This window comes from Citrobacter sp. CRE-46 (assembly GCF_059615875.1).
Genome location: NZ_CM184341.1, coordinates 2279550 through 2294088, shown reverse-complemented (window position 1 = coordinate 2294088; position 14539 = coordinate 2279550). Strand labels below are relative to the sequence as shown.

14 protein-coding genes are annotated in these 14539 nt (G+C 50.7%); 5 read left to right on the top strand and 9 right to left on the bottom strand.

Annotated elements, in window-relative coordinates:
- Positions 1-153: 153 nt before the first annotated feature.
- From cspE to mgrB, 4 genes are all read right to left on the bottom strand, one after another.
- Positions 154-363 carry a transcription antiterminator/RNA stability regulator CspE gene (cspE, locus tag AC534G_RS10995; RefSeq protein WP_001062678.1) on the bottom strand — a complete coding sequence of 70 codons (210 nt, stop codon included), beginning with the start codon at positions 361-363 and terminating at the stop codon, positions 154-156.
- A gap of 12 nt (positions 364-375) precedes the next feature.
- Positions 376-519: a DUF2627 domain-containing protein gene (locus AC534G_RS10990; protein WP_006684179.1), complete on the bottom strand. Its 144-nt coding sequence runs from the start codon at positions 517-519 to the stop codon at positions 376-378.
- Between the two features lie 635 nt (positions 520-1154).
- Entirely contained in the window at positions 1155-1439 is a 285-nt protein-coding gene (locus tag AC534G_RS10985) for a YebO family protein (protein WP_038641288.1), read from the bottom strand.
- A 74-nt stretch (positions 1440-1513) separates the two neighbouring features.
- On the bottom strand, positions 1514-1657 hold the full coding sequence (gene mgrB, locus AC534G_RS10980) for a PhoP/PhoQ regulatory lipoprotein MgrB (RefSeq protein ID WP_038641290.1): 144 nt from the start codon (positions 1655-1657) through the stop codon (positions 1514-1516).
- A gap of 164 nt (positions 1658-1821) precedes the next feature.
- Here mgrB and AC534G_RS10975 point away from each other — a divergent pair, with 164 nt between their 5' ends.
- Positions 1822-2061: a YobH family protein gene (locus AC534G_RS10975; RefSeq protein WP_038641292.1), complete on the top strand. Its 240-nt coding sequence runs from the start codon at positions 1822-1824 to the stop codon at positions 2059-2061.
- A gap of 114 nt (positions 2062-2175) precedes the next feature.
- Here AC534G_RS10975 and kdgR read toward each other — a convergent pair whose 3' ends face one another.
- Entirely contained in the window at positions 2176-2967 is a 792-nt protein-coding gene (gene kdgR / locus AC534G_RS10970) for a DNA-binding transcriptional regulator KdgR (protein ID WP_006684175.1), read from the bottom strand.
- Positions 2968-3141: 174 nt separating this feature from the next.
- Here kdgR and AC534G_RS10965 point away from each other — a divergent pair, with 174 nt between their 5' ends.
- The gene (locus AC534G_RS10965; RefSeq protein WP_038641296.1) at positions 3142-4515 is read left to right on the top strand and encodes an MFS transporter; all 1374 of its coding nucleotides are present in this window, start codon (positions 3142-3144) and stop codon (positions 4513-4515) included.
- A gap of 46 nt (positions 4516-4561) precedes the next feature.
- Here the strand turns inward: AC534G_RS10965 and htpX are convergent, their stop codons facing one another.
- From htpX to AC534G_RS10945, 4 genes are all read right to left on the bottom strand, one after another.
- A complete protein-coding gene (gene htpX, locus AC534G_RS10960; protein ID WP_003034964.1) occupies positions 4562-5443 on the bottom strand; it encodes a protease HtpX in 882 nt (293 codons plus the stop codon).
- Between the two features lie 192 nt (positions 5444-5635).
- On the bottom strand, positions 5636-7684 hold the full coding sequence (gene prc, locus AC534G_RS10955; RefSeq protein ID WP_110497842.1) for a carboxy terminal-processing peptidase: 2049 nt from the start codon (positions 7682-7684) through the stop codon (positions 5636-5638).
- A gap of 19 nt (positions 7685-7703) precedes the next feature.
- Positions 7704-8390, bottom strand: coding sequence for an RNA chaperone ProQ (gene proQ, locus AC534G_RS10950; protein WP_003833781.1), 687 nt, complete (start codon positions 8388-8390; stop codon positions 7704-7706).
- 96 nt (positions 8391-8486) lie between these two features.
- On the bottom strand, positions 8487-8984 hold the full coding sequence (locus AC534G_RS10945; RefSeq protein ID WP_038641301.1) for a GAF domain-containing protein: 498 nt from the start codon (positions 8982-8984) through the stop codon (positions 8487-8489).
- A 128-nt stretch (positions 8985-9112) separates the two neighbouring features.
- On the opposite strand from AC534G_RS10945, the gene yebS reads away from it, so the two are divergent.
- The 3 genes from yebS (at position 9113) to rsmF (ending at position 14499) form a co-directional block, all read left to right on the top strand.
- Positions 9113-10396, top strand: a complete 1284-nt coding sequence (gene yebS / locus AC534G_RS10940; RefSeq protein WP_038641303.1) for a membrane integrity lipid transport subunit YebS — start codon at positions 9113-9115, stop codon at positions 10394-10396.
- Positions 10365-12998 carry a PqiB family protein gene (locus tag AC534G_RS10935; protein WP_038641305.1) on the top strand — a complete coding sequence of 878 codons (2634 nt, stop codon included), beginning with the start codon at positions 10365-10367 and terminating at the stop codon, positions 12996-12998. Before yebS ends, AC534G_RS10935 begins: the two co-directional genes overlap by 32 nt.
- A 112-nt stretch (positions 12999-13110) precedes the next feature.
- On the top strand, positions 13111-14499 hold the full coding sequence (gene rsmF, locus AC534G_RS10930) for a 16S rRNA (cytosine(1407)-C(5))-methyltransferase RsmF (RefSeq protein ID WP_199981278.1): 1389 nt from the start codon (positions 13111-13113) through the stop codon (positions 14497-14499).
- The last annotated feature ends 40 nt before the right edge of the window (positions 14500-14539 follow it).

The window sequence follows — 14539 nt, the reverse complement described above, 5'->3', positions numbered from 1 at the left end:
AAACTATGCTACGAACATCACGCCTTTGCAACAAAGCGCTAATGGATGGGCTTTCAGAAATATTTTGACGTAATTTGAATTAAAAAGCCCCGCATAAGCGAGGCTTTATATCTGAGATGGTTGCGCAAGAGCGCATCAAATCAGTGGTGTCGATCAGATAGCTGTTACGTTTACAGCAGCCGGACCTTTCTGGCCGTCCTGAATTTCGAACTCAACGTTCTGGCCTTCAGCCAGAGTTTTGAAGCCGTTACCCTGGATAGCGGAGAAGTGTACGAACACGTCTTTGCTGCCATCAGCCGGAGTAATGAAGCCAAAACCTTTAGACTCGTTGAACCACTTAACTTGACCTTTAATCTTTGCCATTTGCAAAATTCCTTAGAGTATTTTCTTCGCCCGCGGGCATAACATAGATAAAACTGAGACATTACTGCTTGAGGCACTAATATAAGGTTCGGCAGAGAAGCGGTATTCAACGTCAACGTGTTTACTCAGGACTTCTTTACTGAAAATGCCACACATAAACAGAACTGTACCTCGTTTAACCCAAAACGTGTTATCACATACAACGTAAATAATGGCAAGCCATTTTTAAACGTGTCTCGATCGGTCGCACAAATCCTGTTGTTCATCAAACAACCACTGCACAGTTATGCGCCAGACCGAGCAGAGTTATATTCTCACCTCTCTCCCCTTGCCCCGTCAGGCTTGCACCGTCACAGGGACATTTCTACCATAGCTCAATAGCTTCGGTTGTTCCAGGTTATCTGTCACAGGGGCTGGTGGATATCATTTTTTATGCTTAGTAATGCATAAAATGTCACAAGCGTAAAAATGAGATCCGCCTTCTGGTTTTGCACTAAAATAATGAAAGAATGATGACAATGCACAAAAAAGTAAGAGAAACGTTTCGCTGTGAATAAGACGATCGCTATCACAAAAATGACATAATCATATTTTTAACGTATGGGAAAATATATTTAGATCAGACCGCACATAAGATATTAATTGGATAGAGTATCTGAAAATACTCAGGTGACAGGCGACGCCGAACGCTAATTACGCGGCGAGAGCAGAAGAAAATGATCTGACATGTTGACGACAGGATGAGGTATCTGCGAACCGCATCAGCAGACCTTCACCCTGCCATACTGTTTTTAGCGCTCAGCTACCAGGCGGATGATGTCGTCATCTTCATCCTTCGCAGCAACCGCTGCAGGTTCTGCCGCTTTTTCTGGTTCGTTAGCTTCACAAAGGCGACGGAGCAATGCGTTCTGTCTTTTTTGCTGGTCTAACAATGCTTCAAGCAGTTCTATCTGCTCGTTAGTACGCGAACTTGCCCGATTGACGAAAAACCACAACACAAGCCCAACAACCAAAACCACCACCGATACCGCTAAAGACGCAAAACTTAACGCGCCAGAATTCAAAACTTCGTTCATTTCACCACCTCAATGTAGACAGCGTAGTTTACCACTGCCGCACAAGAAGGTAATCAACTGTTGTAAAAATGCGCTTACCAGGGAATAAATTTATTGATGGCACAAATACCGCTGAAAAATTGTACGTCCTGATCGCACATGATGTTAAACACCTGCGCCCACATCAATATGCATACCAGCACGATAACAATCAGTACCACCCAGCGTATTTTTTTCACTCCAGCTCCACTCTTCAACTCTACATCTTATGACTATAAATTATCATGCGTTACCTAAACCCAGCGTTAACTGTAACGGCATTCCATCTTTTTAGGAATGATTGACTTGTTTCATCCCGTGTACAGGCTAATCTACTAATAACGAGAAAAGATAAGAGGTTGTAATGCGTCTGATTATCCGCGCTATTGTGTTGTTAGCTCTGGTTTGGATCGGTTTATTACTCAGCGGCTATGGCATTTTGATTGGGAGTAAAGAGAATGCGGCCGGTCTGGGTCTGCAATGCCAATATCTGACCGCTCGCGGGACCAGCACCGCACAATATGTCCACTCAAACAGCGGCCTTATTGGCCTTTCAGATTGCCCTGTATTGCGGAAAAGTACTGTCGTTATCGATAACGGTTAAGATAGAAGCAATACATTCTCAATGCTATTTGCGCAAAACAGCGTTAATTTTATTCATTAAAAAACCCCAGGTACGCAATACCTGGGGTTTTACACTTAGCGCTATTGCTGCGGATTAGAACGGATAGTCGTTATAGCCCATTTGTTCAGAAATCTTACGCGCTGCCGTATGCAGCATCGCCACATATTCGTGTAAACGCTCTTCGGAAAAGCGCAGCGTCGGGAATGAGATACTCAAACCCGCAATCACCACGCCAAAACGGTCAAACACTGGAACACCGATGCAGCGCAGGCCTTCTTCCTGCTCTTCGTTATCTTCGCCGTATCCCTGTTCACGTACTTTATCTAACAATACCAGCAATTCATCAGTATTTGTGATAGTACGGTCGGTGCTGCGTTTATACTCGATGCCGTCAAGAATTTCCTTCACTTCATCGCGGTCACGCCATGCCAGAAGAACTTTACCGATAGCCGTGCTGTACAATGGGTTACGACGACCGACGCGGGAATACATACGCAGATTGTACATGGAGTCGATTTTATGAATGTAGACGATGCTGTCTTCATCCAGCGCACCAAGGTGTACGGTCTCTTTGGTCAAACGTGAAAGTTCACGCATCTGGATGTCAGCACTACGGATCAGATCAACGTTTTGTAACGCGCGCGCACCCAGTTCGAATAATTTCAGGGTCAGGGAGTATTTCTCTGACTCCCCTTCTTGTGCCACATAACCCAGCGTTTTCATGGTCTGCAAAAAGCGATAAACGGTGCTTTTCGACATCATGACGCGTTGCGACAGCTCGGTAATACCAATTTCGCGCTCTTCACCCAGCGCCTGCAGGATGCCAAAAACTTTCAGCACGGAAGATACAGAATCAGGTTGTTTATCCAGATCTGCGATTGCCATTTATCACCTCATTACGAGTGTTTTATAAAAATCAGAACCGGTTTTTATTATAATTTCACGGACCTGCCCTCGCAATCGCTCTTTGCTTACTTAGTTACAAATCTGCGACCTAACGCCTGTATATCAATGCTAAGATTATTATTCTCATCATAATTCCCGATAAAATGACCCCTTATGGAAAAAATTCAGGCTGATGGCCTGCCATTGCCCCAGCGATATGGTGCAATTTTAACCATTGTTATTGGCATCTCTATGGCAGTACTCGACGGCGCAATAGCTAACGTCGCACTTCCGACGATTGCTACCGACCTTCAGGCGTCACCCGCCAGTTCAATCTGGATCGTTAACGCCTATCAAATCGCCATTGTCGTTTCACTGCTGTCACTCTCATTTTTGGGTGATATGTTTGGCTATCGACGCATTTATAAATGTGGTCTCGTCGTATTCCTGCTTGCCTCGCTGTTCTGTGCTTTATCAGACTCGCTACAAATGTTAACTCTGGCCCGCGTGGCTCAGGGGTTTGGCGGCGCGGCGCTGATGAGTGTAAATACAGCATTAATTAGACTTATTTATCCCCAGCGTCAGCTTGGTCGGGGGATGGGAATTAACTCCTTCATCGTGGCGGTATCCTCAGCGGCAGGCCCCACCATTGCCGCGGCGATCCTCTCTATCTCGTCATGGAAATGGCTGTTTCTGATTAACGTCCCGCTGGGAATAATTGCCCTGCTGCTGGCTATGCGCTTTTTGCCACCTAATTCGTCCCGCAGCAATAAACCACGCTTTGACCTGCCGAGTGCGGTAATGAATGCCTTAACGTTTGGCCTGTTAATTACCGCGCTCAGTGGGTTTGCGCAAGGGCAGTCGCTAAAATTGATTGGCACCGAGCTTGTGGCGCTTATCGTGGTCGGTTTTTTCTTTATCCGCCGCCAGTTGGCGTTGCCGGTACCGTTATTACCGGTTGACCTGCTGCGCATTCCGCTGTTTTCACTCTCGATTTGCACGTCAATCTGTTCATTTAGCGCGCAAATGCTGGCGATGGTTTCTCTGCCCTTCTTTCTTCAAACCGTGCTCGGTCGTAGCGAAGTCGAAACGGGCCTGCTATTGACCCCATGGCCGCTGGCAACCATGGTGATGGCGCCGCTGGCCGGATATCTTATCGAACGCGTCCACGCGGGCCTGTTAGGTGCACTGGGTATGGCCGTGATGGCAAGCGGATTATTTGCCCTGGTGTTACTTCCCTCTGCGCCCTCCGATATTAATATCATCTGGCCGATGATATTGTGCGGCGCGGGTTTTGGTCTATTTCAGTCACCGAATAACCACACCATCATCACCTCCGCACCGCGTGAACGCAGCGGCGGGGCGAGCGGGATGCTGGGGACTGCGCGCTTGTTAGGGCAAAGTACCGGCGCGGCACTGGTGGCGTTAATGCTCAATCAGTTTGGTGACAGCGGAACACATATGTCGCTGATAACTGCGGGTGTACTGGCAACGGCTGCCGCCATAGTGAGCGGCTTACGTATCACGCAGCCGCGCGTTCAGGCATAAAAAAAGCGCGTCTGACGACGCGCTTTTTCTTCCAGACTTCTTCGGGTTACTTCAGGTATTCCCCACTACGCAGCGCTTCAATACGCTTATCCAACGGCGGGTGAGTCATAAACAGCTCACTCAACGATTTAGATTTACCGTTGATGCAGAACGCCATCATGCTGGTTGCTTCCTGCGGTTCATAGCTGGTTTTCAGACGCTGCAACGCGGCAATCATCTTCTCACGGCCGACCAGTTTGGCAGAACCGGCATCCGCATGGAATTCACGGTGGCGTGAGAACCACATGGTAATAATGCTGGCCAGAATACCAAACACCAGTTCCAGCACCGTCGCCACCGCAAAGTAGATTAATGGGTTACCGTTGCTGCCCTCGCCCTCATCGCGGTTACCGCCCATAAATCCGGCGGCAATTTGCGCCAGAATACGGGAGATAAAGATAACGAAGGTGTTGACCACCCCCTGAATGAGGGTCATGGTCACCATATCGCCATTGGCAATGTGGCTGATCTCGTGCGCGATAACTGCTTCGGCTTCGTCCGGGCTCATGTTTTGCAACAGGCCAGTACTCACAGCAACCAGCGAAGCATCCCGGCGCGCACCGGTAGCAAACGCGTTAATATCTGGCGCATGGTAGATTGCAACCTGCGGCATAGCGATACCAGCCTGACGGGCCTGATTCGCTACCGTATTCATCAGCCAGCGTTCTCTTTCATTACGGGGCTGTTCGATCACTTCCCCGCCAACGGACTTTAACGCCATCCATTTGGACATCAGCAGCGAAATGAAGGAACCACCAAAACCAAACAGCAGTGCCATGATCAACAAGCCTTGAACGCTGCTTGACTGAATCCCTGTCAGGCTCAATACCAGCCCGAAAACGACCATCACAGCCAGGTTCGTCAGCAGGAAGAGCGCGATTCGCATCATAATTTTCTTTTAACCTCAATTTAACAAAACGCACTATGCGATTACCCATATCGTATGGGTCTTATGGCTATTTTCAAGCATCCATAGGTGCTAAGTCACCAGAAAGACACAACTTTACATTTTATCGTATCAGACTGACGTCTTCATGCGGTTGTTAAAAAAACAGGCACAATTTCTTGTGCCTGTTGGAGGTTATTGACTGGTTGCGGGCTGTTCCGCTGGCTTCTCTTTTTCAAGATGCGCCAGGTCGAGCGCTATTTTTACCGTTTCATCCAGATACGGATCCGGCTCCTGGTAATCTTTCGGCAGATCGTCCAGTTTCTTCAACAACGGTTTGCCTTCACGCTTAAACCGATCGTTGATGCGCGCCAGACGCAGTGCATCATCTTCGTTATTCTCTTTCTCACGCTGAGCGTAATTCAGAGAAGCAATGCTGCGCTTATCCTTCATCGCATTAAATCGCGCAATGTCCTTCATGATGTACTGGAACTCAGGATCGTTCGCAATACGTGCATTGTGCTCTTTTAGCAATTCAGGTCCAAATGGCGTAAGGTTATCAGACTTTGTATAGGTTGCCGCATCAATGCTATCCCACGGCAGCGCGTTATCTTCAAACTTCTCACCGGTTTCAGTTTCTTCATTACCTGTCGGCATGATGATATCCGGCGTAACGCCCTTACGCTGCGTACTGCCACCATTTACACGGTAGAATTTCTGGATCGTGTACTGAACGGAACCCAGTGCTGGCCATTCCGGACGCAGCATCTGATCGTAAATACGGTTCAGAGAACGATACTGCTGTACGGTGCCCTTCCCAAAGGTCGGTTCACCGACGATCAGCGCACGGCCATAATCCTGCATTGCCGCGGCAAAAATTTCCGATGCCGAGGCACTGAAGCGATCGACTAACACCACCAGCGGACCTTTGTAATACACAACACCGTCGGTATCGCTGTCTTCACGCACTTTGCCGTTATTGTCACGAACCTGAACCACCGGGCCGGAAGGAATGAACAGACCAGAAAGCGAGACCGCTTCGGTCAGTGCGCCACCACCGTTAGTACGCAGATCGATAATCACGCTGCTGACATTCTGTTTTTCCAGTTTCTGCAGTTGAACTTTTACGTCATCCGTCAGGCCAACATAGAAACCAGGAATATCCAGTACGCCGACCTTTTCTTTGCCAACGGTTTTCACAGACATTTTAACAGCGCGGTCTTCGAGACGAATGCGTTCACGCGTTAGCGTGACAATGCGCGTCTTGGTGCCTTTACCAGCAGGCAGGATTTCGAGGCGAACTTTGCTGCCTTTAGGTCCTTTGATCAGCGCCACAACATCATCCAGACGCCAGCCAATCACATCGACCATGCCTTTTCCGGTCTGGCCCACGCCGACAATACGGTCGCCAACGCTTATCGCTTTGCTCTTGGCTGCCGGGCCGCCTGCCACCATGGAGTTAATGACGGTGTAGTCATCATCCATTTGCAGAACTGCGCCAATACCTTCCAGAGACAAGCTCATTTCAGTATTAAACTGTTCTGTGTTGCGCGGAGAAAGATAGTTAGTATGCGGGTCTATTTCACGAGCAAAAGCCGTCATCGCCAGTGAGAACACATCTTCACTGTTCGTCTGCGCCAGGCGGCGAATGGCAAATTTATAGCGACGTGTCAGCGTTTCGCGAATTTCCGCATCGGTTTTACCGGTCAGCTTCAGGCTGAGTTCGTCAAATTTTACTTTGCCGTCCCACAGCGCATTGAGCTCTGCTTCGCTCTTCGGCCACGGAGCTTTGCTCCGGTCGAGGTTAAAGGTGTCAGTCCCGGTAAAATCCATTGGACGCGCCAGCACGCCTAGCGCGTACTGATATCGTTCAAATCGGCGTTTTTGCGCCAGATTATAAAGATCGTAAAAGACATCCAGCTTCCCCGTGCGCAGTTCATCGCCGAGGACAGTTTTCTTTTTTGCATACTGTTCGATATCGCTCGCCAACAGCACGTTATGGCTGTAGTCGAGCAGATTCAGATAGCGATCAAAAATTTTTGCCGAAAACGCCTGATCCAGATCGAACTGGCGATAGTGTGAACGTGTAAAACGTGAAGTTACACGTTCACTCACCGTCGCATGCTGGGTTTCTTCCTTTAAAACGGGGATTTGATCGGCACGCGTGATGTCTTCTACAGCAAGTGCCTGGCCTGCTAATGCAAGCAGACCAGCTAACGCAGTAAGCCTAAAAAAAGTGTTCATGCCAGGCCTGGCCTCCGTTTCAGAACACCAGGTGTTCTGCGCGTACAATCAAAGACATACCCGAATTCAGCTGTACACGGACGCCATCTTTGGTGATTTCTAACACGGTGGCATCCATCGCATTATTACCTGCTTTCACCTTCAAGGACTGCCCTACCGTCAGCACTGAAATATCAGATACCGGGGTATGCTGTTCTTCACGAGGAGCACGCGGTGCTTTTGCTGCTGGTTTTTCAGCGCGAGGTTTACGTTCAGCCCCTTCTTTACGACGCGGAGCAGGACGCGGCTTACGCTCGCGACGCGGTGCGTCTTCTTTTTCTCCGGCAGCAGCGGCCGCTTCGCGTTTTTTCGCCTGTTGCTCTGCACGTTGCGCCTGAACGCGAGCTTTAGCTTCTTCCAGCTGTTTGCGAGCATGTTCAACATGTTGCTCATCCAACTCACCACATGGGTTGCCGTCGAGATCAACACGCGTTGCGCCCAATTTAACGCCATACAGATAGCGCCAGCTTGAAGTATAGAGACGTAAGGCAGAACGGAGCTGTGTCTTGCTGAGGTTCATTTCGCCCTCAACACGCTCTACCAAATCCTGAAAAATGCCAATTTTCAGTGGGCGCGCTTCGCCTTCAGCACTAAAACACTGCGGGAAGCGTTCGGCCAGAAACGCGATGACTTCTTTACTGCTATTCAACTTAGGTTGATTTTCCATGAAATTTCCTGATTACAACGGACGTAGCCAACAAGCGCAGGCATGAACAGGCGACATTATAATGACGTCATCAGTAATTGCTACGTTATCCGTTGATTATCCTGCGACGCTCGCAAAGAATTTTTTGTAATCCGTCGTTGCAAGCACGGTTTCAAGCTGTGCCACAAGCGTACGCAGCCCCTGTTCGTCTTCTTCAGTGAAGCGACCAAACGCAGTACTATCAATATCCAGCACGCCGATTATCTGATTTTCAACGGTGACAGGCAGAACGATTTCCGCGTTGCTGGCGGCATCGCATGCGATGTGCCCGTCAAACGCGTGCACGTCTTCAATACGCTGCACCTGATTGCGCGCCACCGCGGTTCCGCATACACCACGCCCTACCGGGATCCGCACACAGGCAATTTTGCCCTGGAAAGGGCCAAGTACCAGAGTCTCGCCCTCAAGCAGGTAAAAACCGGCCCAGTTTACTTGTGCCAGACGCTCGTACAACAATGCGCTGGTATTTGCCAGCGTTGCCAGAAAACTGGTTTCACCTGCCATTAATGCCTGAAAATCACGGTTCAGATCCGTGTATAGCTCTGATTTGTTCATTATGTAATCACTTAGTTGTCTTACTTAAAACTGCAGCCTACTAAAATAAACATTAAATACGTTAATGCTCAAGATCATTCCCGTCATGAGTTAAGATAACATTACTTCAACATTTTGATACGCGATACATGGCCCTTACGACATCACGCATCACGCCAACTAAAAAAATAGCCATCAGGTCTATCGGCGAGGCACTACCGCGTGCACATTATCATCGTTGTCCTGAATGCGACCTGATATTTAGCTTGCCTAAAATGCGCTCGCACCAAAGCGCATTCTGCCCACGCTGTCAGGCAAAAATCCGTGACGGACGCGACTGGTCCTTAACGCGGCTGGCAGCAATGGCTGTCACCATGTTGCTGCTGATGCCCTTCGCCTGGGGAGAGCCGCTGTTACATATTTTTTTGCTCGGTGTACGCATTGACGCCAATGTGATGCAGGGTATCTGGCAAATGACCCGCCAGGGTGACCCACTCACCGCATCTTTCGTGCTATTTTGCGTTGCGGGCGCGCCGATTATTCTCGTTACCTCAATCGCTTATCTGTGGTTTGGTAATATTCTCGGGATGAACCTGCGTCCGGTGCTACTGATGCTGGAAAGGCTCAAAGAGTGGGTGATGCTCGATATCTATCTTGTGGGTATCGGCGTCGCGTCAATTAAAGTTCAGGACTATGCTTATTTGCAACCTGGGGTGGGACTGTTTGCTTTTATTGCGCTGGTGATCCTCAGTATTTTGACGTTATCGCACCTCAACGTAGAACAGCTTTGGGACCGTTTTTACCCACAAAGGCCTGCTCGTCGGCCCGATGAAAAGCTTCGCGTTTGCCTTGGTTGCCACTTTACAGGGTATCCGGACGCCCGCGGCCGCTGCCCTCGTTGCCACATACCGTTGCGCTGGCGCAGAAATCAAAGTATTCAAAAATGTTGGGCTGCTCTGCTGGCCTCGATTGTCCTGCTGCTGCCTGCTAACCTCCTGCCTATCTCGATTATTTATGTCAATGGCTCCCGGCAGGAAGACACGATCATGTCAGGCATACTGTCTCTGGCGAACAGTAATATCGGCGTGGCGGCGATCGTGTTTATTGCCAGTATTCTGGTGCCATTCACCAAAGTGATTGTGATGTTTACGTTGCTCATCAGCATTCATTTTAAATGTGAGCAAGGATTGCGTACCCGCATCAAACTACTGCGCATAGTGACCTGGATTGGTCGCTGGTCAATGCTGGATCTTTTTGTTATCGCTTTAACCATGTCGCTGATTAATCGCGATCAGATACTTGCTTTTACTATGGGACCGGCTGCGTTTTATTTCGGCGCAGCGGTAATATTGACTATTCTTGCAGTGGAATGGCTGGACAGCCGCTTACTTTGGGATGCACATGAGTCAGGAAACGCCCGCTTCGCAGACTGAAGCGCAGATTAAAACAAAACGTCGTATCTCCCCGTTCTGGCTGCTGCCGTTCATCGCATTGATGATTGCAGGATGGCTTATCTGGGGAAGCTATGAAGATCGCGGTAATACCGTAACCATTGACTTTATGTCGGCGGACGGCATTGTGCCTGGCCGTACCCCTGTTCGCTATCAGGGCGTCGAAGTGGGCACGGTGCAGGACATCAACCTCAGCAAAGACCTGCGTAAAATTGAAGTCCGCGTCAGCATCAAATCAAATATGAAAGATGCACTGCGCAAAGATACCCAGTTCTGGCTGGTCACACCGAAAGCGTCGCTGGCGGGGGTTTCCGGCCTGGATGCGTTAGTTGGCGGCAACTATATCGGCATGATGCCCGGAACCGGCGAGCCAGAGGATCATTTCGTCGCGCTTGATACGCAGCCGAAATACCGTCTGAACAACGGCGATTTGATGCTGCACCTGCGGGCCCCCGACCTCGGTTCGCTTAATAGCGGCTCGCTAGTTTATTTCCGCAAAATCCCGGTAGGTCGGGTCTATGACTACACCATTAACCCAAATAATCAGGGCGTAACCATCGACGTGCTGATTGAACGTCGCTTTACCAATCTGGTGAAAAAAGGCAGTCGTTTCTGGAACGTATCAGGGGTTGACGCAGATGTCAGCCTCAGCGGCGCCAAAGTGAAACTGGAGAGTCTGGCTGCGCTGGTAAATGGCGCCATTGCCTTTGACTCACCGGAAGATTCGCAACCCGCCGTTGCCGACGACACGTTTGGTTTGTATCAGGATCTCGCGCACAGCCAGCGCGGCGTGATCGTTAAGCTCGACTTACCCAGCGGCGACGGACTGAAAGCAGGTTCAACTTCGCTGATGTATCAAGGATTGGAAGTCGGTCAACTGACCAAACTGGATTTAAATCCGGGCGGGAAAGTCACCGGCGAGATGACGGTCGATCCCAGCGTCGTCACGCTATTGCGCGACAACACGCGTATTGAATTACACAGCCCTAAATTATCGTTAAGCGATGCGAATCTCAGTTCGCTGCTGACGGGCAAAACATTCGAACTGATACCTGGCGAGGGCGAGCCGCGTAACCAGTTTGCGGTGATTCCTGCGGAGCAATCATTGTTACACGATCCGGGCGTCATGACGCTAACGCTGACCGCGCCGGAAAGTTACGGTATTGATGCCGGCCAACCGCTGATTCTTCACGGCGTACAGGTCGGTCAGGTGATTGAGCGCACGCTCTCCAGCAAAGGCGTTTCGTTTACCGTCGCCATCGAACCGCAGCATCGCGCGCTGGTGCAAGGCGACAGTAAGTTTGTGGTCAACAGTCGAGTCGATGTCAAAGTTGGGCTTGATGGCGTGGAGTTTCTTGGCGCCAGCGCCAGTGAGTGGATCAGCGGCGGCATTCGTATTTTGCCTGGTACAAAAGGTGAAATGAAAAAAAGCTACCCGCTGTATGCCAACCTAGAAAAAGCGATTGAGAACAGCCTGAGCGATCTGCCAACCACCACGGTCAGCCTGAGTGCCGAGACGCTGCCCGATGTGCAGGCCGGTTCGGTGGTGTTGTATCGTAAATTCGAAGTCGGTGAAGTGATTAGCGTTCGTCCACGCGCCGATGCGTTTGATATCGATCTGCATATCAAACCGGAATATCGCAACCTGCTGACCAGCAACAGCGTATTCTGGGCCGAGGGCGGCGCCAAGGTTCAGCTTAACGGCAGCGGTTTAACCGTTCAGGCTTCTCCCCTGTCGCGAGCGATTAAAGGCGCAATAAGCTTCGATAACCTGAGCGGCGCCAGCGCCAGCCAACGCAAAGGCGACAAGCGGATTCTGTATGCGTCAGAAACCGCTGCCCGTGCGGTGGGCGGCCAGATAACCCTGCACGCTTTCGATGCCGGTAAACTGGCGGCCGGGATGCCGATTCGCTATCTGGGAATCGATATTGGCCAGATCCAGACGCTTGAGCTGATCACTGCCCGTAACGAAGTTCAGGCCAAAGCGGTACTGTATCCGGAGTACGTACAGACCTTTGCGCGTAGCGGCACACGCTTCTCCGTGATTACCCCGCAAATATCAGCAGCCGGCGTGGAGCATTTAGATACCATCTTACAGCCGTATATCAACGTTGAACCTGGCCGCGGTAACCCGCGCCGTGATTTTGAGCTGCAGGAAGCTACTATCACCGACTCTCGTTACCTCGATGGTCTGAGTATTGTGGTGGAAGCACCGGAAGCGGGTTCATTAAACATCGGTACGCCAGTTCTGTTCAGAGGTATTGAGGTGGGGACCGTCACCGGGTTGACGCTCGGCTCCCTTTCCGATCGCGTGATGATCGCTATGCGCATCAGCCAGCGCTATCAGCATCTGGTGCGTAACAACTCTGTATTCTGGCTGGCATCCGGCTACAGTCTCGACTTCGGCCTGACCGGCGGCGTCGTGAAGACCGGTACCTTTAATCAGTTCATTCGCGGTGGGATCGCCTTTGCAACCCCGCCGGGTACGCCACTGGCCCCGAAAGCACAGGCTGGTAAGCACTTCCTGTTGCAGGAAAGCGAACCGAAAGAGTGGCGTGAATGGGGAACCGCCCTGCCACGATAACCTCTCCCTTTGCTCCGGCGTACTCGCGCCGGAGCACTTATGCTACACTGCGCACCTGTTTTTTTGCCGGTGGTACCAAGTGGCTTATTTTCCCGACGCCTTTCTGACACAAATGCGTGAAGCAATGCCTTCCACGCTCTCATTCGATGATTTTCTCGCTGCCTGCCAGCGTCCGCTGCGCCGTAGCATCCGCGTCAATACGCTGAAAATCTCTGTTGCCGATTTCCTCACTCTGACAGCGCCATATAACTGGTCGCTCACCCCTGTTCCATGGTGTGCTGAAGGCTTCTGGATTGAACGCGATGATGAAACGTCACTGCCGCTCGGCAGCACCGCAGAACATTTAAGCGGCCTGTTTTATATTCAGGAAGCCAGCTCAATGTTGCCAGTCGCCGCGCTGTTTGCCGATGGCAATACCCCGGAACGCGTAATGGATGTCGCGGCAGCTCCCGGCTCCAAAACCACGCAAATTGCCGCCAAAATGAATAATCAGGGCGTGATTCTGGCGAATGAGTTTTCCGCCAGTCGCGTCAAAGTCCTGCATGCTAATATCAGCCGTTGCGGTATCAACAATGTCGCCCTGACCCATTTTGACGGGCGGGTATTCGGCGCGGCATTACCAGAAACATTCGATGCCATCTTGCTGGATGCTCCATGTTCCGGCGAAGGTGTGGTACGTAAAGATCCCGATGCGCTGAAAAACTGGTCCATAGAAAGTAATCTGGAAATTGCCGCAACCCAGCGTGAGCTCCTCGACAGCGCATTTCACGCTCTGCGTCCCGGCGGCACATTGGTTTATTCAACCTGTACGCTGAACCGTGACGAAAACGAAGCCATTATGCAGTGGTTGATTGAAACCTACCCGGATGCCGTTGAATTTTTACCGCTGGGCGATTTATTCCCGGAGGCTGAACGCGCCCTGACGCCGGAAGGATTCCTGCATGTGTTCCCGCAGATCTACGATTGTGAAGGTTTCTTCGTCGCGCGTTTGCGCAAAACGGCCGCCATTCCTGCGCTACCCTCACCGAAATATAAAGTGGGTGACTTCCCGTTCAGCCCGCTGAAAGGACGTGAATCCGCGCTTGTTGCCCAGGCCGCTAACGCCTGCGGATTACAATGGGCAGATAATTTGCGCCTGTGGCAGCGCGATAAAGAAATCTGGTTATTTCCGACAGAGATTGAACCCCTGATTGGCAAAGTTCGTTTTTCCCGCCTAGGGGTTAAACTGGCTGAGACCCACAACAAAGGGTATCGTTGGCAGCATGAAGCCGTCATTGCCCTCGCCGATCCAGGCCACAGCCATGCGTTCGAACTGAGCCTTGCCGAAGCGGAAGAGTGGTATCGCGGTAGAGATGTTTACCCGCAAACTTCACCCACAACTGACGACGTGTTGGTTACGTTCCAGCATCAGCCGATCGGCCTGGCAAAGCGTATTGGATCGCGATTGAAAAATAGCTATCCACGCGATCTTGTCCGGGATGGCAAACTCTTTACAGGATAACGCACGTTTTGACTGGCGCTTTTGCTAACGTTGACTACGC